The following is a 24875-nucleotide window of genomic DNA, read 5'->3' on the forward strand; positions in this document are numbered from 1 at the left end:
AAAATTTGCCTGTTTTTTATAATTAAGCCGTATTATTGTAATCATATCATTAGTAATGACTACCGACCAACAACCAGCTCCATTAACAAAAGCACAGCGTAAGCAGCTCATTGTTAAAGAAATTAACATCCATACCCGCGCTACATTTGAACATCTGGCATTGATCGTCAATGTATCTGAAGATACCATCAGAAGAGATATTAATGAACTGGAAAAAGAAAACCTGGTGATTAAGGTAAAGGGTGGAGCAATGGCTAGTGCTTACCACCATACTTCTGAGCAAAAAGCTTATTCTCAGGACGATAAAATCACCATCGCTCAAAAACTACTTCCCTTACTGAAAAAAGATATGCTTTTGCTGCTTGGTGGCGGTACTACCATCAGGGAATTCATTAAACTCATTCCCGGAAACCTGAGGATCACCATTGTGACCGCCAGTGTTTTATCAGCAGTAGAATTACTGGACAAACCGAATGTGAGAACAATTATGCTTGGCGGACAAATTTCTACTTATAGCCAAATGTGCTTTAGCGGGGATGTGTTCAATCAACTCTCACACCTTAAAACTGACCTTTGCATATTGGGAACAAATGCATTGGATATTGAAGGTGGTTTTTCCGATTCTGACTGGGATACAGTACAAGTAAAAAAGGCTATGCTGGCTTCTTCTGATAAGGTAGCGATCGTGTCCATTTCCGAGAAACTGAATTCTACGATGAAGATCAAAATTGCCAACTTATCAGAAGTGGATTATATTGTGACGGAGCTTCCACCAGATGCCCCATTATTGGATCCTTACAAACGGGCAAACCCGAACCTTACTTTTCTATAACTAGATAGAGATCTTTTTATCCCTGGCCTTGATGCTCCAGCTCTTTTCAATCTGTTGATTATTGACCACCTGTGCTTCTTCATATAATGCACAGGAAGGACAAACATGATATGGGAGACCGTAAATCCGGTCTCCAACTTTATATATCGTTGGTCCAACATGTTTCAAAGTCAGGTGTTCTTCGGAATGCCCTATTGGTATCAGATCTGGATTCCATGGAAAAACCACCCGCTTCTCTATTGGATTTTCAGAAGAAACAGACTTATATCCTAAATCTACACATAAAAGCCCCGGTGTCGGTAAAGAGATCACACTGCAGACCAATACCGCTGCAGGTTTAAACGCCAATTCCGGCAATAACCTGGTATAATTCTCATCCCAGAACACAAAGGTTCCCGGACTACACTCCAGCCTTTCTATCCTGGCATAATAAGAAAATGTATTGGAACCACCGGCTACGATTTTTAAATCGCTAAAACCCTGCCTGATCAGCTCATCCGCATCTGCAAGCACTTTATCCATCGCTGGTTTGGCACGAGCTGCACGGATCGCCGGATCAGGATCATGGATATGACCATCATATACATGTAAGCCCATAAACTTCAAACCACTGATTTCATTCAAAGCATTTACAAAGGCAAGCACATCTTCTGAAGCAGGAAAGCCTGTTCTATTCATGCCCGTATTCAGATCCAGATATACTTTTACTTCCTGACCTTTTGCTGCAGCTCCAATCTCCCGCGCCGTATCCAGGTTATCTACCAAACAGGAAAACGAACATTCAGGGAAAGCGGCAATCAGCGCCATCAGTCTATGAATCTTAAAGCCCACCGGCTGATAGGCAATCATCACATCTGTCATCCCATTTAAAGCAGCAAGTTCTGCTTCTGCAATGGTTGCACATTTGATTTTATATAGGCCATAGCTGGCAAAAATCTGGAGTACCTCCCCCATTTTATGGGTCTTAATGTGTGGCCTGAATCTGGATACATCACCAGAAAGCAAATCGATTGCCATTTCAATATTCTGCTTAATGCGGTCTTCGTACACCACAAATAAAGGGGTATCATATTGATCCAGATTAGAGATCTTCTGCCAGTTTTCCATATTTCAGTATTTAATTACAAGGTTTTACCTATTGATTTTAGTGGAGATTCCACTTTGTATAAATGATTCAATTTCGGACTTGCTGATCAGTGCCCAGTCGCCATGTACACTTTGTTTCATAACGCCGCAGGCTGTTGCCCAATTGATCATTTTTTCAGGGCTAAAACCTGAAGAAAGGCCATAAAGGAGTCCTGCAGTAAAAGCATCCCCTGTTCCAATCTGATCGGTCACCAATGGAAGGGTATGAATGGTAGAATAATAAAACTTTCCTTCATGAGCTAAACCCGCAAAATAAACATGATTTAGTCCCTCCACTACTCTAAAGCTCATGGCAAAGGTTTGAAGCAAAGGCATTTTATCTTTAAGCAGGGCAAAGCAATGTTCAAATCTGTCGGTTAATGGTAGATTTTCCTCTGCTTTAATACCGAAATAAATGGCCACACTGTCCAGATCTGCAACTGCCACCTTGCAGTAAGCGAGTAATTCCGGCATCACTTCTTTTGCTTCCTGCCCGTAGTTCCATAGTTTTCTACGGTAGTTGAAATCGGCAGAGATGGTGATTCCTTTTTCATGCGCCAGGTTGATTCCTTCGCTGCAGACTGCTGCTGCACTAGCAGATAAGGCAGCTGCGATCCCCGACCAGTGGAACAATGTGGTATCCACAAGCTGTTTTTCCCAGTCGATCATTCCCGGTTTAAGCTGAGAAAAAGAAGAACCCGAACGGTCATAAATGACTTGAGTTGGGCGGATATGGTTACCGTTCTCCACATAATAAGTGCCGATACGCTCTCCACCTTTAGCTATTCCGCTGGTATTTACACCATATTTTCGCAGCTCAGCAATTGCCATTTCTGCCAAATCGTTATCAGGGAGCCTGCTCAGCATCCGGCTGTCCAGACCTAACCTCGCCAATAGCACCGCAACATTAGCTTCTGCACCGGCAACATAGATATTTAAAGCAGCAGACTGGATCAATCGCAAACCCATCTGCGTATTGAAACGCAATAAGATTTCACCAAAACAGGTAATACAAGGAGTCAAATTCATGGGGACTAAATTAGCTTAAACCAATTCAAATAGGCCTTCTACCTCTACGGGGATACGTCCGGGAAGAGAACCCATTCCTACTGCACTTCTTACACCGATCCCATTTTCATGACCCCAAACTGATTCAAACAACTCACTGCAGCCATTGATCACGTAAGGATGACTTTCGAAATCGGAAGTACAGCCTACCATTCCCAATACTTTGATCACACGTTTTATCGAATTAAGGCTTCCGAAATTGGCTACAATAGTAGAAAGTATGGTCAGTCCTACCTGACGGGCGGCCAGTTTCCCCTGGTCTTTGTCCATATCATCGCCAATACGGCCAATAATCAGACTACCATCCGTTTGAACGGGACCATGACCAGAGAGGTATAAATATTTACCGTCGATCAGGTAAGGTTTATAGATCCCCAACGGCTTTGGGGCAGGTGGTAAGGTTAAACCTAAGTTCAAAAAGCGGTCTTGCGCAGTTATATTCATGAGAAATTGATTAGGATATACTAATTTATCAAATATATCAATCCCACGCTAATTTGCGTAAAATTTGCACAAATAAGCGGATTATTTTTAAAAACTTCATAAAAACCCCCTTAAAACCAATAAATTCGCTATCCTGCAAAATATTTGCAAAATAGCGGATTTTAATTCAGATGGTTATTTTTACAAGCCTAGTTTTCTAAAATGAGACCATTAGCCTGCGTAAACCGGTTAAACTGGAATGGAAAACAAAGGAATTTCAAGTCCTGAAGCCATTACCCTAGTTTTACTTCTATGCACCAATGAGGCCCAGAAGCCGTATTTATTAGGGATCATGATCAACAGATCTGCATTAAATGCTTTAATCTCTTTTTCAATCTCTTTGATCACCGCATTAGACTTCACGTTTTTATAGTAATAACTCACCCCAGCGAGGCCACTTCCAATTGCATCCTTTTCAGGCAATAAAGCATTTTCAGATTGCAATTCTTCAATTGCGCCATTCACATGGAAAACTTCTACCTCTGCATTCAGGCTAATTGCCAATTCCTGAATCCGTTTTAAGATTTTTTCTGGCACACCACGAAGTACATCACAGGCAAATAAGATTCTTTTCAATCCTTCAAATTTAGCACCGATAGGAACGGCAATGACTGGAAATTTCAATTGTTTAATGGCAGCAGTGGTGGTATTTCCAATCAGATCTTGTTCCAGCGTTTTCGACCCCATCCCAAGAATGAGCAGATCTGCCTCATACTTTTTGATTAAATCATGAAGCTCATCGCCTACAAAGGAGAATCTGGTTTCAAAACCAACCGTGATCCCATAGGTTTTTGCAATGTCCAGCGCACGTTCCTGTAAACGGTTGTTGTTATCATCAATTAATTTCTGGACGCTCGATGCGGGTAAAATAGTATTTGAAGCATGATGAGGAAGGGCATAAGAATTGAATAAAATCAGTCTTGCCTGACCATGTTTTGCAGCGGCGGCAGCGTAGGCTACTGCATTCTCTGCGACATCGGAAAAATCTGTTGCGACAATGATTGTGATCATAAGAATAAATAAATAGGTTATCCGTAAATTAACTAATAGTTTCTGCGATAAGCCATACCAAGTGCTTTTTAGAAATTAATTTGACAATAAACAAACCGTCCAGTTAATTTACTATGACAAACCAGATGTTTTGGCTAAAAGCCCGATATTTGAGTCCGTTCTAAACCAATACCATGGGGAATGCAGTTTTTGATGCTGATCAACATTGGCTGAGATTTTGCCCTTAGGACGCTAAGCATTCCCATTTTACTAAAACCCGAATGACACAAATATTAGACTTAAATACCTGGGCAAGAAAAGACCATTTCCATTTTTTCAGCCAATTTGAAGAACCATTTTTTGGCGTGACCATAAACATAGACTGTACCATTGCCTACACGACGGCTAAGGCAAAAGGCATTTCCTTTTTCTTACATTACCTGCATAAAGCACTACAGGCAGCAAATCAGATTCCTTGTTTCCGATACCGTATTGTAGAGGATCAAGTCTGGGTATTCGATCAGGTCGATGTGTCTGCTACCATTGGCAGAGCAGATGGCACCTTTGGTTTCTCTTATATGGAATATGCAGCGGATTTTTCCGAGTTCAAAATCATCGCTGAAAAAGAAATTGAAACGGTAAGCAATAGCACCTCTCTCTTCCCTGCCCGTTCAGGAGATTGTGTAATTCATTTCTCCGCATTGCCATGGATTGATTTCACGTCCATGTCGCATGCCAGAAGTTTTACTTTTGCAGACAGCAGTCCGAAGATTTCCATTGGTAAAATGACTGAATCCGAAGGTAAAAGAACCATGCCAGTATCGATTCACGTACACCATGCGTTAATGGATGGCTACCACTTAGGACAATTTATCGAACGCTTTCAGGAACTGCTAAACGAATCCTAAAGCTCATGGAAGAATTCTGGAAATACATCAACCGCTATGCGACGATTTCAACTGCTGCTCAGGAAGCCTGGCAGGAATTGCTAAAAGAACAGAAACTGGCCAGGCATGAACATCTACTGCTGGAAGGAGCGATTCCTAGAAGAGTTCATTTTATAAAAAAAGGACTGCTTTCCTATTTCTATACCGATAAAGACGGTGCGATGGTGATCAAGAAATTCTTCCCCGAACAAACGCTGGTGGCCTCCACCAGCGCCATGCTCTTAAAGCAACCCAGCAAATTTACCATCCAGGCCTTAGAAGAAACAGAAATTATCAGCTATCCTTTTGAACAGTTTTCCCGGCTAACAGCGCAATTTCCGGACATCGCCAGATTTTATATTCATTACCTGGAACAGCATTGGGTCATTGAAAAAGAAATCGGGGAAATCAGTTTGAAACATGAAACTGCCGGACAACGGTATGCGGAATTCAAACAAAACCACCCGCAATTGTTGCAGCGCTTAAAACTGCACCACATTGCTTCCTACCTTGGAATTACCCCGACACAGCTCAGCAGAATCAGAGCTGAATTGTAAAAGCCTCAACCTATGTAAAGACTTTCTCTCTGAAAAAGCGCTTTCTTTGCAACAATAATTAGCTATTCGATGAGCACATCGCCTCATCACAATCCTATACTGATGAAAAACAATTTAATAAAAGGAAGTATTCTGGTGGCATTAGGTTCAGCAAGCTACGGCATGTTGGCCACATTTGTTAAAATGGCCTATAAAGAAGGTTATTCTACAGCAGAAGTTACCCTTTCTCAATTTGCGATAGGCGTGATCAGTTTATTGCTCATCAGTATGTTTAGCAAAAAACCAGCAGCAACCACTGTTCCGGTATCCAACTGGAAAAGCTTATTGAAACTAATGGTTGCCGGAACAGCAATGGGCCTTACAAGCACCTTCTACTACCTTTCGGTTCAATACATTCCGGTGAGTGTAGGAATTGTACTGCTGATGCAAACCGTATGGATGGGTGTGGTCTTGGAAATGATCCTGCATAAAAAACGTCCCGGAAACCGTAAAATCATTGCCGTACTGATCATTATCACTGGAACGATATTGGCGACTAATCTGCTTCAATCGTCGGTAACACTAGATTGGCGCGGTATCGGTTTTGGAATGTTAGCCGCATTATCTTACACCATTACCGTGTATGCTTCCAATGGCATCGCCCTGCATTTACCAGTAGTTAGAAGAAGTTTATACCTGGTTCTCGGCGGACTGATTATTATCATGCTCATTTTCCACTCCTCTTTAAACATGAATTTCTCTTTTGACATCTTTTGGAAGTGGGGAATTGTCCTTTCACTTTTCGGAACCATTCTACCTCCTTTACTTTTTACCATGGGAATGCCGCTTACCGGAGTTGGACTGGGGACTATTATCGCAGCAGTGGAAATACCTGTCTCGGTAGCCATGGCACATTTTATCTTAAAAGAACCGGTTAGTCTGACGCAGCTGGGGGGAATCATTTTGATCCTTGCTGCAGTCGTGCTGATGAATATAGAAAAACCAAAGGGGGCTTAGCCCCCTTTTAATTTTTACTGCTATCTATCTTTTTTAATTTCGTCAAGGCGCGTTTTCTGTTCCTTAATTCTATTTTCCAGGCGAGCCTGTTTGTCTGCATCTTCCGAATGGTCGGCCGGAGATTGACTGATCCATTCCTCATATTGTTTTTCCTGCTGTGCAGTATGCGTTCTTAATTTATCCTCCAGTGCCGCTCTTTTTGCTTTTAAATTCGTCAGGGTAGTTTCCCAATCAGCTTTTTCAGTTTCAACCACTTCTTTCAGTTTGTTTTCTGCGGCTTTGATATCGGAGTTCAATTTATCCAGCTCTGTTTTTGCTGGCACAAAAACTTTCTCATCCAGATTAAAGCGTTTCAAATCAATACTCAACGGACCGAGCAAAGCATCTACTGGTGTTTCCCAATTCTCCCATACGTGAGCGATTAAAACAGATTTACCATCCGGAATATTCGCAGAAATCTGGTCCAGATAATCTGATACGCCTTCTGCTTTTAATGTTTCCCCGGCAGAACCCGCAATCATTCCACCTGCCAGGCCAACAATAAATCCCAATGGGCCTGCCAACAACCCAATTAGACCACCAATTACGCCACCGGTTAAGGTGCCATTACCCAAAGATTCATTCTTAGCTGACCGGATATTTACTTTTCCATCTTCATCACGTGTTAATATATAGGTCTCACCAACTGAGATGTCGTTTGTCAGGTTAAGTTCCTGCAACGCTTTTAAACCTTTGAATGCCTCTACTTCAGTGTTGAATAAGGCCTGAATCATTTTTTCCATGGAAATGTTTTTTGTTCTTAATTACGTGATATAACTACAAATCAATGGATATTTTGTTTTAATCGCCAAGCTGTAATTGTGATTATTCTGGGAAGCCCCATTTAAACCAAAATATTCTTCAATTGTTTATCTGTTTATACTTGAAACTAAAAGAAATCACCATGAAAAATTCAAAAGACAGCATTAAGGGCAATCCAAAAACCAAAACTCAGGAAAAAGAAATGGCAGATGCCGGTAAAAAAGCCAAAGGAGCAGAACCAGGGAATGAAACTTCTGCCAAAGATGCGAAAAAGGTACCTATAAAAAAAAGCAAGGCTTAGTTTGCCTTGAAAACAGATGAAAAAACAGGAAAAAAAAGCCGCAAAAAAAACTGCAATTATTTTTTAACAGTGTTTTATAAATTGACTGAAAATCATATATTTATACAAACCAAACTTAAAAAACAAGCTCAAAATGGACTTAGACCCTGTAGACAACATTGTTAATTACAAGATGGGATTCATCTATTGGAACCCAAGAGATTCCAGGCTTTTCGTGCCTAAGCGCGAAAGATCCATGGGATATACCTTAAACTTTGCGCATAAAATGAATATCCTCATTTTACTGACTATTAGTGTCATGTTCATCTATACCCTTCTTTACCTTCCATAGTAATTAGCCAGGGAAGGTAAAGAAGGTAATGGTGTGGCGTATTGTTATGACTTTACTTCTTCAAAGAAGTATAGGATTAGCATAATTGCTTTATCTGTGCCTGTATTTTTTGGGGTATGTGCCAAGCGACCGTCGAAAAGTAAAGAATCACCTGCAGACAACTCTATTTCCTGGTCTTCAAAATGGTATTTCACATTTCCTGCCAGGATATATTTGTATTCGAAAGCTTCCGTAGTCACCATTGGCCGGGAGGCATTGGGTTCCAATTCCAGCAACACAATATCTACGGTAGCATTCTTTATAGACTTGGTCAGGATGCGCTTGTATAAAAAGCCTAAAGCCTGCTCCTTTTCAAAGGACTCATATTCCGATTTTCTTTTGACAACTACCGGAGCTTTATTTGCACTGTCGGAGATATCTTTAAAAAACTGGTTTAGATCCACATCCAACGACTTGATAATGTCTATCAAGACCATCAAAGAAGGAACGGTACGGTTATTTTCAATTTGAGAGATCAAACCTTTGCTCACCCCTGCACGATCTGCCAATTCCTGAACGGTAATGCCTCTTTCTTTTCTTATTTCTTTTATCCGGTAACTGATCTTCAGGATTACATCCTCTTCCATAGTACATTTTATTGTCCAAAAATAATCAAATTATCGCCGCAGCAATACTAGATATCTTTTAATTTACAGGATCACCTGTTATCTCTTTTTGTTTTGTGAGGTAATAGACTGGAATCCCTGCCAGCATAATTACGACACCCCATCCGCAGGTACTCATTTTGGTAATTAATAAGGACACACAAAAGACTGTGGCAAAGATGATGTATAACATCGGCAGTACCGGATAACCAAAGGCACGATATGGGCGTTCTGCATTGGGCATCTTTCTTCTTAAAATAAAAATACCCAGAATGGTCAGGATATAAAAAATCATCACAATGATCATCACAAAATCCAGCAATGCGCCGTACTTTCCAGTCAGGCATAGAGCTGATGCCCAGAAACACTGGATCCATAGGGCCCAGGCGGGTACGCTTGCTTTATTCAGTGTAGCCGCCTTTTTGAAGAAAAGACCATCCTTCGCCATCGTGTAATAAACCCGTGCTCCTGCCATAATCAGCCCGTTGTTACAGGCGAAAGTAGAGATCATAATCATCAATGCGATGATAATGGTTCCGGCATTTCCAAAGATATGCTGGGCAGCAACAACCGCTACCCGATCCGATTTTGCGGTGGCAATGTCATTCATGGGAATCACGGCCACGTACATCAGGTTGGCCAGCACATAAATCACGCTGACAATAAAAGTACCCAGAAACAAGCTGAGTCCAACATTACGTTCCGGTCTTTTAATTTCTCCGGCAATAAAAGTTACTCCATTCCAGGCATCACTGGAAAACAGGGAACCCACTAAAGAGGCGGAAATGGCTGCAAAAAGAACGGAACCACCAATCGTCATCCAGGAACCTGTTTCTACATTCATTGATTTTAGGCTCCAGGCATCTGCCCAGTTGGCATTCCATATTTCTGCCTTCGCTCCCAGTGTAAAACCAAAGACGATTAAGCCAAAAAGTGATAATATTTTAATGATGGTTAGAAAAGTCTGCAAGGTTTTGCTGTCTTTTACCCCACGGCTATTCAGATAAGTTAGAAAAACGATAGTTACTATAGAAACCAGCTGTGCAGCACTTAGGGAAAAGTACTCTGGCACTCCAGCTGCGGTAGTCCCTGTTTGAAGCTGCCAAAGAATATTGGTTTCACTAAAAGGTTCGTATAAATAGGCGGCAAATTTGGAAAAGGCGACCCCTACAGCGGCGATGGTTCCTGTTTGTATGACTGCAAAAAAACTCCATCCATATAGAAAGGCGATCAGTTTATTATAAGCTTCTTTCAGGTAAACATATTGTCCGCCTGCTTTAGGAAACATGGCACTCAACTCTCCATAACTCACTGCAGCGATCACAGTGACCAATCCGGTAAGCAGCCAGATCACAATCAGCCAGCCTGCCGAGCCTACTTGTCTGGCGATATCCGCACTGACGATAAAAATACCAGAACCGATCATGGATCCTACGACCAGCATGGTACCATCTAATAATCCAAGTTCTCTTTTGAAAGAGCCATCTTGACTGTCTTTTTCCATTTAGTTTGTTTTTAATGAGGGATTCTCTTTTACCGAATAGCTGGTTGGGTTATTCAAAAAATTCCTCTTTGTTGGTTGTTGGTTTTCAAAATGCAAGCCGCTTCCTAATGGAAGTAATTGTGGTTCAATTTGATGCTTTCATTTTGTTTGGTTAGTTTGTGCTAATATATTTAAAAAAATTAAAACCACTGACCTGTAAAGGCATTCCTAATATTAAATTATTTTTTCTAAAAAAAACCTTAGCAATCAGTTCATTAAAAATTTGCTTTTTACAAGAACACTGTTAATTTTACGTAGCACTTATCTGAGCTGTGAACGCGCTACTCCGAACTACCCCAAGGAGTAAATCTATACCCAGTAAACTAAAATCAACCAAATAAACTTAAACTAAGTATGGAGTTCTTACAAAAAAATCTAATTTATTTTATCCCTTTACTGGGTTTAATTGGCATTATCGTCATGGCGATAAAAAGCGCCTGGGTCAACAAGCAAGATGCTGGAGATGCGAAAATGCAGGAACTTGCGGGTTATATCGCTGATGGTGCCATGGCTTTTTTGAAAGCAGAATGGAGAGTGCTCAGCATCTTCGTGGTATTTACGGCAGCATTGCTTGCTTATTCCGGGAATGTACATGAAGTAAATGGCGTAGCACTACACTCCAGCTGGATCATTGCCATTGCCTTTATCATTGGGGCTGTGTTTTCTGCAACGGCAGGATATATCGGTATGAAAGCTGCCACTAAAGCTAACGTACGCACCACACAAGCTGCCAGAACCAGTTTATCGAAAGCTTTAAAAGTATCTTTTACCGGCGGAACAGTAATGGGTTTAGGTGTTGCCGGATTGGCGATACTGGGTTTAGGCGGATTATTTATAGTTTTCCTGAAGGTCTTTAATGTAATCGAAGCCAATAGTACGGAAATGAGAACTGCGATAGAAGTACTTACAGGCTTCTCTTTAGGGGCAGAGTCTATCGCTTTATTTGCTCGTGTTGGTGGTGGTATTTATACCAAGGCTGCAGATGTAGGTGCTGATTTAGTAGGTAAAGTAGAAGCAGGAATTCCAGAAGATGATGTGCGTAATCCTGCTACCATTGCCGATAACGTTGGCGATAACGTCGGAGACGTTGCCGGTATGGGTGCCGATTTGTTCGGTTCTTATGTAGCCACGATCCTGGCCACCATGGTATTGGGACAAGAAATTATAGTAGAGAAATTAAATGGTGTGGCTATAGATCAGCTGAATGGCTTTTCTCCGGTACTACTGCCCATGGTGATCTGCGGACTAGGGATTTTATTTTCCATAGTAGGCACCTGGTTTGTCCGTATTAAAGGTGAAGATTCCAATGTGCAGACCGCTTTGAACCTGGGCAACTGGAGTTCTATTGTCCTCACTGCAATTGCCTGTTATTTCATTGTGATGTTTATGCTGCCTCCTCATTTACACCTTCGTGGCGTAGATTTTACGAATCTGGATGTTTATTACGCCATTTTAGTAGGTCTTGTAGTGGGTACGCTCATGAGCATCATTACCGAATATTATACCGCAATGGGTAAAGGCCCGGTCAATTCCATTATACAGCAATCAGGAACCGGTCATGCCACCAATATCATTGGCGGATTGTCTGTAGGGATGAAATCTACTGTTGCTCCTATTTTAGTGCTGGCAGGCGGAATTATTTTCTCTTATTCTTTTGCTGGTTTATATGGTGTAGCGATTGCTGCTGCCGGTATGATGGCCACGACTGCTATGCAGCTTGCCATTGATGCTTTCGGCCCAATTGCAGACAATGCAGGGGGTATTGCAGAGATGAGTCAGCTTCCACCGGAGGTGCGCGAACGTACTGATAACCTGGATGCCGTAGGAAACACCACCGCGGCCACAGGTAAGGGTTTTGCTATTGCTTCTGCTGCATTAACCTCATTGGCCTTATTTGCTGCCTTTGTAGGCGTTGCTGGTATTGATGCGATCGACATTTACAAAGCGCCTGTACTGGCCGGATTATTTGTTGGCGCGATGATTCCTTTCATCTTTTCGGCCCTGTGTATCGCCGCAGTAGGTAAAGCCGCGATGGATATGGTGCAGGAAGTCCGCCGTCAATTCAGAGAAATTCCTGGAATCATGGAATACAAAGCCAAACCAGAATATGAAAAATGTGTCGCCATTTCTACCAAAGCTTCCATCCGTGAGATGATGCTGCCTGGTGCCATTGCCTTATTGACACCGATCATTGTTGGTTTCGGATTAAAAAACGTGTTTCCTGCGGTAAGCTCTGCTGAAATATTAGGAGGTCTGCTGGCTGGAGTCACTGTTTCCGGTGTCTTAATGGGTATTTTCCAAAGTAATGCAGGTGGTGCATGGGACAATGCAAAAAAGTCATTCGAAAAAGGAGTGAAAATTAACGGGGAGCTATTCTATAAAGGATCTGAGCCTCATAAAGCTTCAGTCACTGGTGATACGGTAGGAGATCCTTTCAAGGATACCTCTGGTCCTTCCATGAATATTTTAATCAAATTAATGTCGATTGTATCCTTAGTAATTGCCCCTTACATTGCTGTGAGCGTAGTTCCTGAAATGAAATTAAGTCAGGAGATTAGAAAAGAAATCCGGGTGATGAAAACCATAGATGCCAATGGAATTGAGAAAATTGACACCTTAAAGAACCTGCTGGACACCATCAGTGTCAAACGATAATCTTATGATGTTACTAATAAAAGGGATTTTGAATAAAAATCCCTTTTATTTTTAAACATCTTTATTTAGGTTTGACAATCAGATTACAAATCAAAAACACCACTATAAACAACCTTTTACTAAACTTTAAACTATGAACTTTAGAAAGTCGATCGACTTACTTACAAAAGAAGCTTCCGAAACCGGAGAAGGGGCACTGAAGAGAACCCTGGGCCCGGTAAATCTGGTCGCTTTGGGTATTGGGGCTATTATCGGTGCTGGATTATTTTCCATTACCGGTTCAGCAGCAGCCAATAACGCCGGCCCGGCGATTACCATTTCCTTCGTTATTGCAGCAATAGGCTGTGGGTTTGCAGGATTATGTTACGCAGAATTTGCTTCCATGATCCCTGTTGCAGGAAGTGCATATACTTATTCTTATGCCACCATGGGCGAATTAGTAGCCTGGATCATTGGCTGGGATTTGGTATTGGAATATGCGGTCGGTGCGGCTACAGTTTCTATCAGCTGGAGTCGATACCTGGTCAAGTTTCTCGAATATTACGACCTTCACCTGCCCGCACAGGTAGTGATGTCGCCATTTGATACTGCTACCCTTGCCGACGGAACCATCGTTAACGGTATGTTTAACCTTCCTGCCGTATTCATCATCGTATTGATGTCATTAGTATTGATCAGAGGCACTAAAGAATCAGCGATCATCAACGGTGTGATTGTAGCGGTTAAAGTAGTGATCGTATTCATCTTTATCTTCTTAGGATGGAAATACATCAATGCAGACAATTATTCTCCATATTTTATCCCTGCCGACAAGCCAGGTCATGCCAGTTTCTTTGAAAACGGATGGGGTGGTGTGATTAGAGCAGCGGGTATTGTATTCTTTGCTTATATTGGTTTTGATGCAGTATCTACTGCGGCTCAGGAAGCTAAAAACCCGAAGAAAGATATGCCAATTGGTATCCTCGTTTCGCTATTCATCTGTACTGTTCTTTATATCTTATTTGCACACGTTATGACAGGTGTTGCCAACTACGACCTATTCAAAGGTCAGGATGGTATCGCACCGGTTGCGGTTGCAATTGACAATATGGGTGTTAAAAATGCGGCAGGAATCGTTACTCCGGCATATCCGTGGTTAAATAAAGCAATTATCCTGGCGATTCTTGGCGGTTACGCTTCAGTGATCCTGGTGATGTTATTGGGTCAGTCCAGGGTATTCTTCTCGATGAGTAAAGATGGTTTATTGCCTTCAGTATTCTCTAAAGTTCACCCTAAGTTCAGCACACCTGCAAAAAGTAATATCCTTTTCATGGTATTTGTCAGTTTATTTGCAGCTTTTGTTCCGGCAAGAGTAGTAGGTGAAATGACCAGTATTGGTACCTTATTCGCCTTTATTCTAGTATGTATCGGTATCATTATCCTAAGAAAACGCATGCCTGATCTTCCAAGAGCATTTAAAGTACCAATGGTACCGCTGATCCCGATCTTAGGAGTAGTGGTATGTTTAGGAATGATGGTATTCCTTCCGTTAGATACCTGGGTTCGTTTATTGGTATGGATGATTATCGGTGTAAACGTGTATTTGTTCTATGGGATCAAAAACAGTTTATTATCTGACAACAATCCGGTTACCTTAGCCAGAAGTAATAAAGTAGTTTCTTATATCGGCTTAGCCCTTGCGGTATTGCTGATTATTGTGGCCATCATTCACCACCATACCACCAATGGTACAGATACTGGATTATATTATTTCTCTCTGGTATTTGCCGTAGTACATTTATTCATTTACATATACCGTGCGGCCACGTCTAAAAACGTGAAAGCTAAAGTATAAGCCTTTCTTTTGCTAAAGGAGCGCCTCTTTTAAACAAAAAAGGCCTGAGTTCTTTCCATAGAATTCAGGCCTTTTTGTTTTCCGCTTGTCACCTTCTTATTACAAAATAATATACCTTTGCAACATAAATACAGCTGCTATGGAATTTAATTTCAGTCAAATCCTCTCTTGCTCAATGATCATGTTCGCGATTATTGATATTCTGGGTGCCATCCCGGTGGTGATCGAACTAAGAAAAAAAGCCGGTCATATACAATCTGAAAAAGCAACTATTGTAGCTACAGCATTGATGATTATCTTTCTTTTTGCGGGAGAAACATTATTAAAAGTAATCGGCCTGGATGTAGAATCCTTTGCGATTGCAGGTTCATTTGTGATCTTTGTGATTGCAATGGAAATGGTACTTGGACTGACCATCTTCAACGAAGATGTGCCAGAAACCGTGTCGATTGTACCCCTTGCCTTCCCTTTAATTGCAGGAGCCGGAACCATGACTACGTTATTATCCTTAAAGACAGAATATGCCACGCAAAACATTATTGCCGGTATCCTGATCAACATGATGTTTGTTTATTTTGTATTGAAAAACACCAATCGTTTAGAGCGTTTACTTGGTAAAGCCGGCTTGAACGTATTGAGAAAGGCATTCGGAGTGATCTTACTGGCCATTGCCATTAAGCTATTCAGAAACAATACGGGCTTATAATCCGCCAATTTCTATATAAAAAATGGCCTCAGAATTTCAATAATTCTGAGGCCATTCTATTTTAGATCAACCTGATTATTTTTCTGAACATTCGCAGTTCTTTAAAACTCAGGATTAACTTTCTTATTGCTTCCCGGATTTCTACTTCCAGAACTAAGCTTCTGTTTTAATCAATCGGGCTACAAACATGGTATCCGCCGCATCTTTATACCCTTTAACTACTTCCATTTTCTCCAGTTTCAGCGGAAGCATTTCTTCCAGAAAGCGGACTACTTCTTCATTTTCCTGTTTAAAAACTGAGCAGGTAATGTAAATCAATGGTTTTCCTACCTTCAGGTATTTGACCACATTGCTTGCGATCCCTTTCTGTAAACGGTTATACATGGTGATTTTATGGGCATCAAAGTAGTACAGCATTTCCGGTGTACGTCCCCAGGTACCCGATCCTGAACAAGGGGCATCGAGTACAATGCCATCAAACACATAATCATGCAAGTCCTGATCGTTATTTTGCAGCAGGTCTAATACTTTCTTTTGATACTTCTTAATCCCTGCTTCATGAAAACGATCATCGAGGTTGTTTAAGCTTGTTTCTCTCACATCACTTACCACGAGCTGAACGCTAGGTTCTAAATCGTGCAGCAGCAAGGATTTGCCCCCTGAGGCGGCACAACAATCCCACCAGCGGTCATAAGCTTTAGGTTCAAAGAACAAACCTGTCTTTTGAGAAGACAGATCCTGCACCTGGTAAAACTTCTGATTGGGGAATATATTTTCGAGTTTTGTCCCATTTGGCAGGGCCAATGTGGTTTCGCTCAGTTCTTTTACCGGCACTTCATGCGCCTGTAAATCGGATAGTAAAGCTTTCAGATGTCCTTTGGTGATCCTTAAAAACAAATCAGGCTGTGTAAAGAAAGATTCAAAGAAATCCCCTTGTTCCACCTCCGCACTTAGATTCTGGTGGAAAGAAAAAACATCCTCCAGGTTAAAAGCTGGAAATACCGACTGGATCAGCGCCAGCTTAGCTTTAAGCGGCAATTCAATTTGATCAGCAAATTCAGACAAATAGGTATCTACGACTAAACTATGGGTATGATTACATAAAAAATCGGCAATTGCCAGACGCTGCACCTGGGGTTCTTTCATCAGGGCTTTTCCTAATCTGAAAAAACTATAGATATAACGGCTGGACCATCTTCTGTCTGAAGAGCCCATTTTTTTATTCTGTTTGAAATAGAGGTGTAAAAACCGATGTAAAGGCAGCAGCCCATCGTAGCTTTTAAAAATCTGCTCAAATGCCCGGATCTGGTGTTCTATTCTCATTCTACAACGTTTATGGCAAAATTCTTATAGCGTAAAAGCATTAAACTGGTATTGATATAACCCAGTTTTTCATCATGACGAAAGTCGAAGGAATTGTGTAAGCCTTCATACTTTTCTTTGGTCAGGTACTTCAAATAATTGGCACCATGCTCAGCAAATAATTTACCGAAATAAAACCCGATATCAAAGCCTTTAAAAGAATATTCAGAAGGCTCAAACTTGAAAGCTTCTCTATATTTTTTAACGAACTGAACCGTTGCTGCGCTTCGGTAATTGACATGGTATGAAGCCGTGATACTGGTATTTAAAGCCTGTAATTTATCGACATTATAATTCTGTTTGATCCAGTCCGGGTGACCGAATAAGTTCAAATCATACCCTTTATTCTTTATTTTAACTAGTCTATCTAGGGTAGGAACCACAAATTTACGATCGGATGAAGTAACAATGACTACATATTGCTTACCCTTTTGCATCTTGGTTTCCATACTAAATACCGAGGGATACTCCTGTACCAGAAAGACCTTTTTACTGGCTTTAAAATATTCGCGTAATGGTCCTCCCAGCACTTCATCGCTGCTTGTTTTTGGATTGATCAACACCACTATCGTGTTTTCCGGCGCATAATTTTTAGCTACATAATTCACAATTTTGGCGGCATGAAGGTCAATATTATTGACCACCGAAATCAGATTGGGATTGTTAAACTCTTCCGGATGAGTAGCTGCCAATGGAGAGATGACCGGAATATTTCTGGCAATAGAATAAGGCATCAGGTGCTTAATTCCCTGAGGAAATACCGGACCAACTACGAGATTTGTATACGTTAAAGTCCCTTTATTAATCAGCGCATCGATCTGCGCATTAGAGTCACGGGTATCAAAGACATTCACTTTGAAGTTTAATCCCAAACTTGCTGCTGAGTCTATTCCCATTTTGAAACCCTGGTAAAAGTCGATGGCCATTGCCGATTTATCGACCTCGGCTTTGGTGGCCGTTCTCAGGTTAATTTCATTTAGGCGGAATGGGATCAGTAAGGAAATATTAGCCTGTGTAAACCGCTCTACAGGTTTTTCTACTTCTTTAACTTTGCCCTGGCCTTCTGGGGTTTTATTTGCAGGCTTTCTTATTTTCGGCGAACAGGCCGAAAATAAGAAAGCAATACAAATGATCAGCCAATACTTATTCCCACTCAATTGTAGCGGGTGGTTTTGAACTGATATCATATACTACGCGGTTTATTCCTTTTACTTTGTTAATAATTTCATTAGAAATTTTGGCGAGTACGTTATACGGTAAATGACACCAATCGGCAGTCATACCATCTACAGATTCCACTGCACGAAGGCAGATGGCATTTTCGTAGGTACGTTCATCACCCATTACGCCTACAGACTGTACTGGAAGGAAGATTGCTCCTGCTTGCCATACTTTATCATACAGACCTGCTTCTTTTAAGTTATTGATATAAATCGCATCTGCTTCCTGAAGAATAGCTACCTTCTCTGGAGTCACCTCACCAAGAATTCTAATGGCTAGTCCCGGTCCAGGGAAAGGATGACGGCCAATAATGAAATGCTCTAAACCTAATGAAGTACCGACTCTTCTTACTTCATCTTTAAATAAAGTTTTCAAAGGCTCTACTACTTTCAGTTTCATAAAGTCAGGCAATCCGCCTACGTTATGGTGAGATTTAATCGTTGCTGAAGGGCCTCCATTTACAGAGATTGACTCGATTACGTCTGGGTAGATTGTACCTTGTGCCAGCCATTTTACATCTTCTACCAGGTGTGCTTCTGTATCGAATACTTCGATAAATACACGTCCGATTGCTTTACGCTTCAACTCAGGATCAGTTACACCAGCCAGTTGGCTTAGGAAACGATCTTTAGCATCCACCCCTTTTATGTTTAAACCAAGGTGTTTGTATTGTTCTAATACACTTTCGTATTCGTCTTTACGAAGTAATCCGTTGTCGACAAAAATACAGTGTAAATTGGTACCGATTGCTTTGTGTAATAATACAGCAGCAACACTAGAGTCTACCCCACCTGAAAGGCCAAGTACTACTTTATCGTCACCAATAGTTTCTTTTAAATCTGCAATGATCGTTTCTACAAAAGCTTCGGAAGTCCATTCCTGATGACATCCACAGATATCTACTAAAAAGTTTTCCAGCAATTGCTTTCCGTCCGTGCTGTGTGTCACTTCCGGGTGGAACTGAATCGCATACGTTTCGCTATCTTTAATCTGGTAAGCCGCAACTTTTACGCTGTCAGTACTTGCAATCAGTTCAAAGTTTTCAGGGATCTTTGTGATGGTATCTCCATGAGACATCCACACTTGAGAATCCAGGTTGATGTTTTTAAATAATTTATTTCCGCTAGCAACGAAATTCAGGTTAGCCCTGCCGTATTCACGAGTTGATGAAGCCTGAACTTCACCACCAAGCTGCTGCGCCATATATTGCGCACCATAACAAACGCCCAATACTGGGAATTTAAGGTGGAATTTAGTCAGGTCAATCTGTGGAGCATCTGCTTGACGCACCGAGAACGGACTTCCTGAAAATATAATACCTTTTACGTCTGATGTGATTTCAGGAATATTGTTGAAGGGATGAATTTCGCAATACACATTTAGTTCGCGTACCCTGCGGGCAATTAGCTGCGTGTATTGGGAACCAAAATCGAGAATAATGATTTTTTCTAGCATGGCCAAAGTTAAGAAAACTTACCTGCTGGTACAAGACAGAATGTCAATTAACCTCGATTTGATACTTATTTACCTCCACACCGAATCTTCGCAGAAAATCTACACCTTCATCACTGGGTAATCCTTTGTATTCAGCATAAGAATCGAGGTATAAAACCTTCCTGATTCCGGAAGATAAAATTAACCTCGCACAGGCAATACAAGGGGAAAGTGTGGTGTATAAGGTGGCGCCTTCAATCTTAGAACCATTCTTTGAAGCATATAAAATGGCATTCTCTTCTGCATGCAGGGCTAGAGAGCAGCTGCCGCGGGAATCCCTGTCGCAGCCTGTTTCCGGCCATTCTTCATCACAGTTGTGTGTTTCTGGCGGTGGTCCGTTATAACCGATAGAAATGATCCTGGTATCTTTTGTAAGTACTGCACCTACATGTGCCCTTACACAATGGGAACGTGCAGCAAGATCCACTGCCAGATTCATATAAATATGATCGAAACTCTTTTTACTCATATTAGGTATAAATAAAAAAGCTTCCCATCGAATCAATGGGAAGCTTTGCTGTTAAATATAATTAGTGACCTCCTTCGGCCTCAATATTTTCTACATTAATGCCCTGACTTTTCAGTACAGCACTTACTCTCCAGGCAAAGAAGATCAGGTAAGCAAACCCGATTGCCGGAACAATATAAGAACTGTGGATACCAATGGTATCAGCAAGTTCACCTTGAATTGGCGGAATAATCGCACCACCCAAAATCATCATGATTAAGAATGAAGACCCCTGACTGGTGTATTTGTTCAGTCCGGTGATCGACAATGCGAAGATAGAAGGCCACATGATCGAGCAGCACAATCCACCACTTACGAAAGCAAAGATCGCGATATGACCAGTAGTTAATAAACCGATCAGCATAGAAATCGCACCTAAAGTACCGAAGATCGCCAATGTTTTGGCTGGTTTCTCCTGTCCAAGGTAAAAAGCAACAATCATTACTGCGATACAAATGCCATATACATATAAGTTACCTACATCAGTTCCTGTAAAGTGGTTCACTACTAAGATCACCCCAAAAGCAACGAAAGGAACGATTACCGTCAGGATATTTCTCATCGTTTTAGACATTTTAAAGGCCGAGATTGCACCTGTCCAACGTCCGATCATCATACTTCCCCAGTATAAGGAGATGTATTGTTTGATCTCAGATTCTGCTAAACCACCAAATTCTTTTAAGTTCAACAAGGCACCAAGGTTACTTTGAATGGTTACCTCTGTACCTACATACATGAAGATTGCCAGCATGCCCAATACCAATTGCGGGTATTGCATTGCGCCCCATTTTTCAGGATTGTCTTTCTTAACGGTGTAAGCGAACAGCAAGGCACCAAGAATGATGGCCAGTGAAGAGTATACAAATACTGAAGCAGAGATACCGGTAGCATTCGCTAAAGGACCTGCAGCAGCTACCATTAAGAAACCAAGGATCATCACTACTAGCGGACCGTTAGGTTTAGGACTGGCCTCTACTTTCTCATTACTGGTTACTTCTGGCAATTTAGACAGCGCGAAGAAGATCGCCACTGCGATGAATAGACCTGCAAGAATCAGGTACAGGTTATTGATAGAACTAATTTCTACTGCTTTCGGAACAGCATCATTTGCGGTACCGAATAAAACCACACTCACGATCACTGGTCCCATTAAACCACCAAGGTTATTGATACCACCGGCAAGGTTTAAACGGTGAGTTCCACTTTCAGGTGCACCTAAAGCCACGACAAAAGGGTTAGCTGCAGTTTGCTGAAGGGAGAATCCCAGGGCAATCACGAAAAATGTGAATAAGATAAAGATAAAAGATCCGGAATGAACAGCAGGGATCATGATCAATGCGCCTACTGCAGAGATCACTAAACCGGCGATAATTCCCTTCTTGTAACCGATTTTATTTAAAATATCTACTTTACTGGCTTGAGAAGCGAAGTACAGCAACAGTGATCCAATAAAGTATCCGCCGTAAAATGTGAAGTCAATAAGCTGAGACTCAAACTGAGTTAGATTAAAGTGCGCTTTACAGAATGGTATAAAAATACCATTTGAAGCAGCAACAAAGCCCCAGAAAAAGAACACAGTAATAATTGTGTACAAAGCGGTGCCGTAATTTTTTTTTGATTGTTGTTCCATATAACCGTATTAACTTATTTTGGTGCGCTAAACATAAATAAAAAAAACTGTTTGCTAAAGTGTAATGTTTACACAGTGATAAATCGTATTACTGTTTTTAGGGAAAGATCGCCGGGGTACGATGGGAGATCTATTAAAATAATAAGGGTGATTTTATTCTTAAAATCGCATATTAGCATAATTTTAGAAGTTAGGTGAATGTTTGAAGCAATATTACAGGGGGTAGGTGCAGGTATATTATTTTCGTTTTTAACGGGGCCTGTGTTCTTTTCCATGATTAAAACGAGCATTGAGAAAGGCTTCAAAGCTGGGTTTTCTCTTGCGGTAGGTGTGATTTTTAGTGACATTATCTTTATCACCCTGACCATTTTCAGTGCACAATTTGTAGATTATAAGTCGGAGTATTTTCAATATATAGGCATCGTTGGAGGCCTCTTTTTATTTGGTATTGGTTTGTATTACCTATTTAACAAGGTAAAAGTAAGTTATGATGTGGGAGAGATTGCGAAGATTAAGAAACGCGGTTACATCCTTAAAGGCTTTTTAATGTGCCTCTTATCTCCTACTACCTTGATGTTCTGGATTATGGTAGGCGGCATCATCTCGGTGCAGCTGCACTTAACCATGGCAGAAAAAGTAGTGTTCTTTATTGTGGCTATGGCTACACAGCTGACCGTAGATGGCCTAAAGACTTATTATGCGGCTAAGCTGAGGTACCGCATCAAAGAGAAGACTATACAGAACCTGAACAGGGTTGCCGGCGCGGTGATCATCATCTTTGCCATCCGCTTATTTATTGAAGTCTTCCTGAAACATTTTAAATAAAAAAAATCCCCGTCAGGCTTAAACCAGACGGGGATGTATATTTTATTAAAGTGTCGTATTAATAAGCTCTTTGATTGTTTCCTTCTTTCCAGTTTACGAAAGCTTTAATCACAACTTTGTTACCACCAGGTGTTGGGTAGTTTCCTGAGAAATACCAGTCGCCAGTGTGATTAGGACAAGCCACGTGTAAATTGTCCAAAGTCTGATAGATCACTTCTACTTCTGCATTGATGTTTTCAGGAGTGATAATTTTCGTGATTTGTGCAGAGATCTCTTCTTGAGTAAAAGGTCTGTAAATGTCTTTCACATGGTTTACAATCTCTTCTTTTGGCAGCAGCAATGAAGCTTTACATTTCTGATAAACTTCTTCGATGATGTGTTCCATACCACGTGCTTTCAACAACTGAATAGCCGCTTCAAAAGCAACGAACTGTCCCATTTTAGACATATCGATACCATAGCAATCCGGGTAACGGATTTGCGGAGCAGAGGAAACAATAATGATTTTCTTAGGATGCAACCTGTCGATGATCTTAATGATACTTTGTTTCAGCGTAGTTCCACGAACGATCGAATCATCAATGGCCACTAAAGTATCCGTACCATTCTTGATCACTCCATAAGTAGTGTCATAAACATGGGCAACCATATCACTTCTATCGGCATCCTGAGTGATGAATGTTCTTAGTTTCACATCCTTAATCGCCAGTTTTTCCACTCTTGGACTCATGGATAGCAATTCATTCAGTTCTTCATCGTTCAGTTGTTCTTTACGATTCAGTAAAGTATCTTTTTGTACGCCTCTGATATAACCATGTAAGCCTTCTACCATTCCGTAGAAAGAAACTTCAGCTGTATTAGGGATAAAAGAGAATACCGTATTTTTTAGGTCTGCACTTACTGCTTTCAGAATCTGATCACATAACAATGCGCCTAAATGTTTTCTTTCTTTATAGATTTCTGCATCAGAACCTCTCGAAAAGTAAATGCGCTCAAATGAACATGCTCTTTTTTCCTGAGGCTCTCTAAAAATTTCCTCTGTTACTTTACCGTTTTTCTTAACGATCAAAGCATGTCCAGGTTGAATTTCTTTTACATCTTTAAATGGAATATTGAAAGCAGTTTGAATGGCTGGTCTTTCAGAAGCAGCGACTACAATTTCATCATCTGCATAATAGAATGCCGGACGAATTCCTGAAGGGTCACGTAAGATAAAAGCATCACCATTACCCACGATACCAGAGATCGCATAGCCACCATCCCAGTTCTTTGCAGAACGGCGTAAGATTTTAGCGATATCTAAACCTTCAGAGATCTTGTGTGTAATTTCAACGTTATCTAATCCTTCTTTTTTATAAGCATCAAAAAGCTCCTGATTCTCATCGTCCAGAAAATGACCGATTTTTTCAAGTACAGTTACTGTATCCGCTTTTTCTTTCGGGTGCTGTCCAAGCTCATATAATTGCTCTAATAACTCTTCCACATTCGTCATGTTGAAGTTACCAGCAATCACTAGATTACGGGTCATCCAGTTGTTTTGACGTAGGAAAGGGTGACAGTTTTCAATACTATTCTGACCATGGGTACCGTATCTAAGGTGACCTAGTAGAACTTCTCCAATAAAACTAACATTAGTTTTCAACCATTCTGCATCTTGCATCAGCTCTGGCGTTTCATTCTGAATGTCTACAAATTTACTTTGTACATATCCAAAAATATCCGCAACAGCATTTTGAGCCATAGACCGGTACCTGCTGATGTAGCGGTGACCTGGTTTAACATCAAGTTTAATGGTTGCAATACCGGCGCCATCTTGTCCACGGTTGTGTTGCTTTTCCATTAAAAGGTAAAGCTTATTAAGGCCATAAAGGGTGGTACCGTATTTTTCCTGGTAGTATGAGAGAGGTTTTAAAAGGCGGATAAAGGCAATACCGCATTCGTGCTTGATCGAGTCGCTCATTGTGTGTGATTTGAGCCGCAAATTTACCGTTAATAATTCTCAGAACCTAGAAAGAAATACAATCTTTCATTAAGATTATAATC

Annotated in this window: 23 protein-coding genes; 10 read left to right on the forward strand and 13 right to left on the reverse strand. The window is 41.0% G+C overall.

Annotated elements, in window-relative coordinates; all coding sequences use genetic code 11:
- Positions 1–55: 55 nt before the first annotated feature.
- Positions 56–832: a DeoR/GlpR family DNA-binding transcription regulator gene (locus AQ505_RS22365; protein WP_062550219.1), complete on the forward strand. Its 777-nt coding sequence runs from the start codon at positions 56–58 to the stop codon at positions 830–832.
- Here the strand turns inward: AQ505_RS22365 and AQ505_RS22370 are convergent, their stop codons facing one another.
- From AQ505_RS22370 to AQ505_RS22385, 4 genes are all read right to left on the reverse strand, one after another.
- Complete coding sequence (locus AQ505_RS22370) at positions 833–1939, reverse strand: D-TA family PLP-dependent enzyme (protein WP_062550220.1); 1107 nt, start codon at positions 1937–1939, stop codon at positions 833–835.
- 24 nt (positions 1940–1963) lie between these two features.
- Positions 1964–2986 carry a sugar kinase gene (locus AQ505_RS22375; RefSeq protein WP_062550221.1) on the reverse strand — a complete coding sequence of 341 codons (1023 nt, stop codon included), beginning with the start codon at positions 2984–2986 and terminating at the stop codon, positions 1964–1966.
- Positions 2987–3001: 15 nt separating this feature from the next.
- Positions 3002–3469 carry a RidA family protein gene (locus tag AQ505_RS22380; protein ID WP_062550222.1) on the reverse strand — a complete coding sequence of 156 codons (468 nt, stop codon included), beginning with the start codon at positions 3467–3469 and terminating at the stop codon, positions 3002–3004.
- A 228-nt stretch (positions 3470–3697) separates the two neighbouring features.
- A complete protein-coding gene (locus AQ505_RS22385; RefSeq protein WP_062550223.1) occupies positions 3698–4519 on the reverse strand; it encodes a universal stress protein in 822 nt (273 codons plus the stop codon).
- Between the two features lie 260 nt (positions 4520–4779).
- Here AQ505_RS22385 and AQ505_RS22390 point away from each other — a divergent pair, with 260 nt between their 5' ends.
- The 3 genes from AQ505_RS22390 to AQ505_RS22400 all read left to right on the forward strand — a co-directional run bounded on the left by AQ505_RS22390 (position 4780) and on the right by AQ505_RS22400 (position 6977).
- Positions 4780–5406: a chloramphenicol acetyltransferase gene (locus AQ505_RS22390; protein WP_062550224.1), complete on the forward strand. Its 627-nt coding sequence runs from the start codon at positions 4780–4782 to the stop codon at positions 5404–5406.
- Between the two features lie 5 nt (positions 5407–5411).
- Positions 5412–5981 (forward strand): Crp/Fnr family transcriptional regulator, encoded by a 570-nt coding sequence (locus tag AQ505_RS22395; RefSeq protein ID WP_062550225.1) that lies wholly within the window; start codon positions 5412–5414, stop codon positions 5979–5981.
- Between the two features lie 102 nt (positions 5982–6083).
- Positions 6084–6977 (forward strand): EamA family transporter, encoded by an 894-nt coding sequence (locus tag AQ505_RS22400; protein ID WP_062551165.1) that lies wholly within the window; start codon positions 6084–6086, stop codon positions 6975–6977.
- A gap of 20 nt (positions 6978–6997) precedes the next feature.
- Here the strand turns inward: AQ505_RS22400 and AQ505_RS22405 are convergent, their stop codons facing one another.
- Complete coding sequence (locus AQ505_RS22405) at positions 6998–7759, reverse strand: DUF1269 domain-containing protein (protein ID WP_062550226.1); 762 nt, start codon at positions 7757–7759, stop codon at positions 6998–7000.
- Positions 7760–7920: 161 nt separating this feature from the next.
- Here AQ505_RS22405 and AQ505_RS26525 point away from each other — a divergent pair, with 161 nt between their 5' ends.
- Entirely contained in the window at positions 7921–8079 is a 159-nt protein-coding gene (locus tag AQ505_RS26525; protein ID WP_157262529.1) for a hypothetical protein, read from the forward strand.
- Between the two features lie 133 nt (positions 8080–8212).
- Positions 8213–8410: a DUF5808 domain-containing protein gene (locus AQ505_RS22410; RefSeq protein WP_062550227.1), complete on the forward strand. Its 198-nt coding sequence runs from the start codon at positions 8213–8215 to the stop codon at positions 8408–8410.
- A 44-nt stretch (positions 8411–8454) separates the two neighbouring features.
- On the opposite strand, the gene AQ505_RS22415 is transcribed toward AQ505_RS22410, so the two are convergent.
- Both AQ505_RS22415 and AQ505_RS22420 read right to left on the reverse strand, forming a co-directional pair.
- Positions 8455–9036 (reverse strand): helix-turn-helix domain-containing protein, encoded by a 582-nt coding sequence (locus AQ505_RS22415; protein WP_062550228.1) that lies wholly within the window; start codon positions 9034–9036, stop codon positions 8455–8457.
- Positions 9037–9094: 58 nt separating this feature from the next.
- A complete protein-coding gene (locus AQ505_RS22420; protein ID WP_062550229.1) occupies positions 9095–10558 on the reverse strand; it encodes an APC family permease in 1464 nt (487 codons plus the stop codon).
- A 393-nt stretch (positions 10559–10951) separates the two neighbouring features.
- Between AQ505_RS22420 and AQ505_RS22425 the strand changes: the two genes are divergently transcribed.
- The 3 genes from AQ505_RS22425 to AQ505_RS22435 all read left to right on the forward strand — a co-directional run bounded on the left by AQ505_RS22425 (position 10952) and on the right by AQ505_RS22435 (position 15792).
- Positions 10952–13252 (forward strand): sodium-translocating pyrophosphatase, encoded by a 2301-nt coding sequence (locus AQ505_RS22425; protein WP_062550230.1) that lies wholly within the window; start codon positions 10952–10954, stop codon positions 13250–13252.
- A gap of 133 nt (positions 13253–13385) precedes the next feature.
- Entirely contained in the window at positions 13386–15086 is a 1701-nt protein-coding gene (locus AQ505_RS22430; protein WP_062550231.1) for an amino acid permease, read from the forward strand.
- A 139-nt stretch (positions 15087–15225) separates the two neighbouring features.
- Complete coding sequence (locus tag AQ505_RS22435; RefSeq protein ID WP_062550232.1) at positions 15226–15792, forward strand: MarC family protein; 567 nt, start codon at positions 15226–15228, stop codon at positions 15790–15792.
- 153 nt (positions 15793–15945) lie between these two features.
- Here AQ505_RS22435 and AQ505_RS22440 read toward each other — a convergent pair whose 3' ends face one another.
- From AQ505_RS22440 to AQ505_RS22460, 5 genes are all read right to left on the reverse strand, one after another.
- Positions 15946–17115, reverse strand: a complete 1170-nt coding sequence (locus AQ505_RS22440) for an RNA methyltransferase (protein WP_062550233.1) — start codon at positions 17113–17115, stop codon at positions 15946–15948.
- Positions 17112–18341 carry an ABC transporter substrate-binding protein gene (locus tag AQ505_RS22445; protein ID WP_062550234.1) on the reverse strand — a complete coding sequence of 410 codons (1230 nt, stop codon included), beginning with the start codon at positions 18339–18341 and terminating at the stop codon, positions 17112–17114. Before AQ505_RS22445 ends, AQ505_RS22440 begins: the two co-directional genes overlap by 4 nt.
- Positions 18298–19830 (reverse strand): glutamine-hydrolyzing GMP synthase, encoded by a 1533-nt coding sequence (guaA, locus tag AQ505_RS22450; RefSeq protein ID WP_062550235.1) that lies wholly within the window; start codon positions 19828–19830, stop codon positions 18298–18300. The genes AQ505_RS22445 and guaA overlap by 44 nt, the downstream gene beginning before the upstream one ends.
- A 43-nt stretch (positions 19831–19873) precedes the next feature.
- The gene (locus AQ505_RS22455; RefSeq protein ID WP_062550236.1) at positions 19874–20338 is read right to left on the reverse strand and encodes a deoxycytidylate deaminase; all 465 of its coding nucleotides are present in this window, start codon (positions 20336–20338) and stop codon (positions 19874–19876) included.
- Positions 20339–20399: 61 nt separating this feature from the next.
- On the reverse strand, positions 20400–22007 hold the full coding sequence (locus tag AQ505_RS22460; protein WP_062550237.1) for an MFS transporter: 1608 nt from the start codon (positions 22005–22007) through the stop codon (positions 20400–20402).
- A gap of 198 nt (positions 22008–22205) precedes the next feature.
- On the opposite strand from AQ505_RS22460, the gene AQ505_RS22465 reads away from it, so the two are divergent.
- A complete protein-coding gene (locus AQ505_RS22465) occupies positions 22206–22832 on the forward strand; it encodes a LysE family translocator (protein ID WP_062550238.1) in 627 nt (208 codons plus the stop codon).
- A gap of 58 nt (positions 22833–22890) precedes the next feature.
- Here the strand turns inward: AQ505_RS22465 and AQ505_RS22470 are convergent, their stop codons facing one another.
- Positions 22891–24792, reverse strand: a complete 1902-nt coding sequence (locus tag AQ505_RS22470; protein ID WP_062550239.1) for a class II glutamine amidotransferase — start codon at positions 24790–24792, stop codon at positions 22891–22893.
- Between the last annotated feature and the right edge of the window lie 83 nt (positions 24793–24875).

The sequence above is a fragment of the Pedobacter sp. PACM 27299 genome, from assembly GCF_001412655.1.
GTDB lineage: Bacteria > Bacteroidota > Bacteroidia > Sphingobacteriales > Sphingobacteriaceae > Pedobacter.

What these genes read in the sequence shown, in the direction of transcription:
- AQ505_RS22365 (WP_062550219.1), top strand. Translation starts at nt 56, where the DNA reads ATGACTACCGACCAACAACCAGCTCCATTAACAAAAGCACAGCGTAAG.
- AQ505_RS22370 (WP_062550220.1), bottom strand. Translation starts at nt 1,939, where the DNA reads ATGGAAAACTGGCAGAAGATCTCTAATCTGGATCAATATGATACCCCT.
- AQ505_RS22375 (WP_062550221.1), bottom strand. Translation starts at nt 2,986, where the DNA reads ATGAATTTGACTCCTTGTATTACCTGTTTTGGTGAAATCTTATTGCGT.
- AQ505_RS22380 (WP_062550222.1), bottom strand. Translation starts at nt 3,469, where the DNA reads ATGAATATAACTGCGCAAGACCGCTTTTTGAACTTAGGTTTAACCTTA.
- AQ505_RS22385 (WP_062550223.1), bottom strand. Translation starts at nt 4,519, where the DNA reads ATGATCACAATCATTGTCGCAACAGATTTTTCCGATGTCGCAGAGAAT.
- AQ505_RS22390 (WP_062550224.1), top strand. Translation starts at nt 4,780, where the DNA reads ATGACACAAATATTAGACTTAAATACCTGGGCAAGAAAAGACCATTTC.
- AQ505_RS22395 (WP_062550225.1), top strand. Translation starts at nt 5,412, where the DNA reads ATGGAAGAATTCTGGAAATACATCAACCGCTATGCGACGATTTCAACT.
- AQ505_RS22400 (WP_062551165.1), top strand. Translation starts at nt 6,084, where the DNA reads ATGAAAAACAATTTAATAAAAGGAAGTATTCTGGTGGCATTAGGTTCA.
- AQ505_RS22405 (WP_062550226.1), bottom strand. Translation starts at nt 7,759, where the DNA reads ATGGAAAAAATGATTCAGGCCTTATTCAACACTGAAGTAGAGGCATTC.
- AQ505_RS26525 (WP_157262529.1), top strand. Translation starts at nt 7,921, where the DNA reads ATGAAAAATTCAAAAGACAGCATTAAGGGCAATCCAAAAACCAAAACT.
- AQ505_RS22410 (WP_062550227.1), top strand. Translation starts at nt 8,213, where the DNA reads ATGGACTTAGACCCTGTAGACAACATTGTTAATTACAAGATGGGATTC.
- AQ505_RS22415 (WP_062550228.1), bottom strand. Translation starts at nt 9,036, where the DNA reads ATGGAAGAGGATGTAATCCTGAAGATCAGTTACCGGATAAAAGAAATA.
- AQ505_RS22420 (WP_062550229.1), bottom strand. Translation starts at nt 10,558, where the DNA reads ATGGAAAAAGACAGTCAAGATGGCTCTTTCAAAAGAGAACTTGGATTA.
- AQ505_RS22425 (WP_062550230.1), top strand. Translation starts at nt 10,952, where the DNA reads ATGGAGTTCTTACAAAAAAATCTAATTTATTTTATCCCTTTACTGGGT.
- AQ505_RS22430 (WP_062550231.1), top strand. Translation starts at nt 13,386, where the DNA reads ATGAACTTTAGAAAGTCGATCGACTTACTTACAAAAGAAGCTTCCGAA.
- AQ505_RS22435 (WP_062550232.1), top strand. Translation starts at nt 15,226, where the DNA reads ATGGAATTTAATTTCAGTCAAATCCTCTCTTGCTCAATGATCATGTTC.
- AQ505_RS22440 (WP_062550233.1), bottom strand. Translation starts at nt 17,115, where the DNA reads ATGAGAATAGAACACCAGATCCGGGCATTTGAGCAGATTTTTAAAAGC.
- AQ505_RS22445 (WP_062550234.1), bottom strand. Translation starts at nt 18,341, where the DNA reads ATGATATCAGTTCAAAACCACCCGCTACAATTGAGTGGGAATAAGTAT.
- guaA (WP_062550235.1), bottom strand. Translation starts at nt 19,830, where the DNA reads ATGCTAGAAAAAATCATTATTCTCGATTTTGGTTCCCAATACACGCAG.
- AQ505_RS22455 (WP_062550236.1), bottom strand. Translation starts at nt 20,338, where the DNA reads ATGAGTAAAAAGAGTTTCGATCATATTTATATGAATCTGGCAGTGGAT.
- AQ505_RS22460 (WP_062550237.1), bottom strand. Translation starts at nt 22,007, where the DNA reads ATGGAACAACAATCAAAAAAAAATTACGGCACCGCTTTGTACACAATT.
- AQ505_RS22465 (WP_062550238.1), top strand. Translation starts at nt 22,206, where the DNA reads ATGTTTGAAGCAATATTACAGGGGGTAGGTGCAGGTATATTATTTTCG.
- AQ505_RS22470 (WP_062550239.1), bottom strand. Translation starts at nt 24,792, where the DNA reads ATGAGCGACTCGATCAAGCACGAATGCGGTATTGCCTTTATCCGCCTT.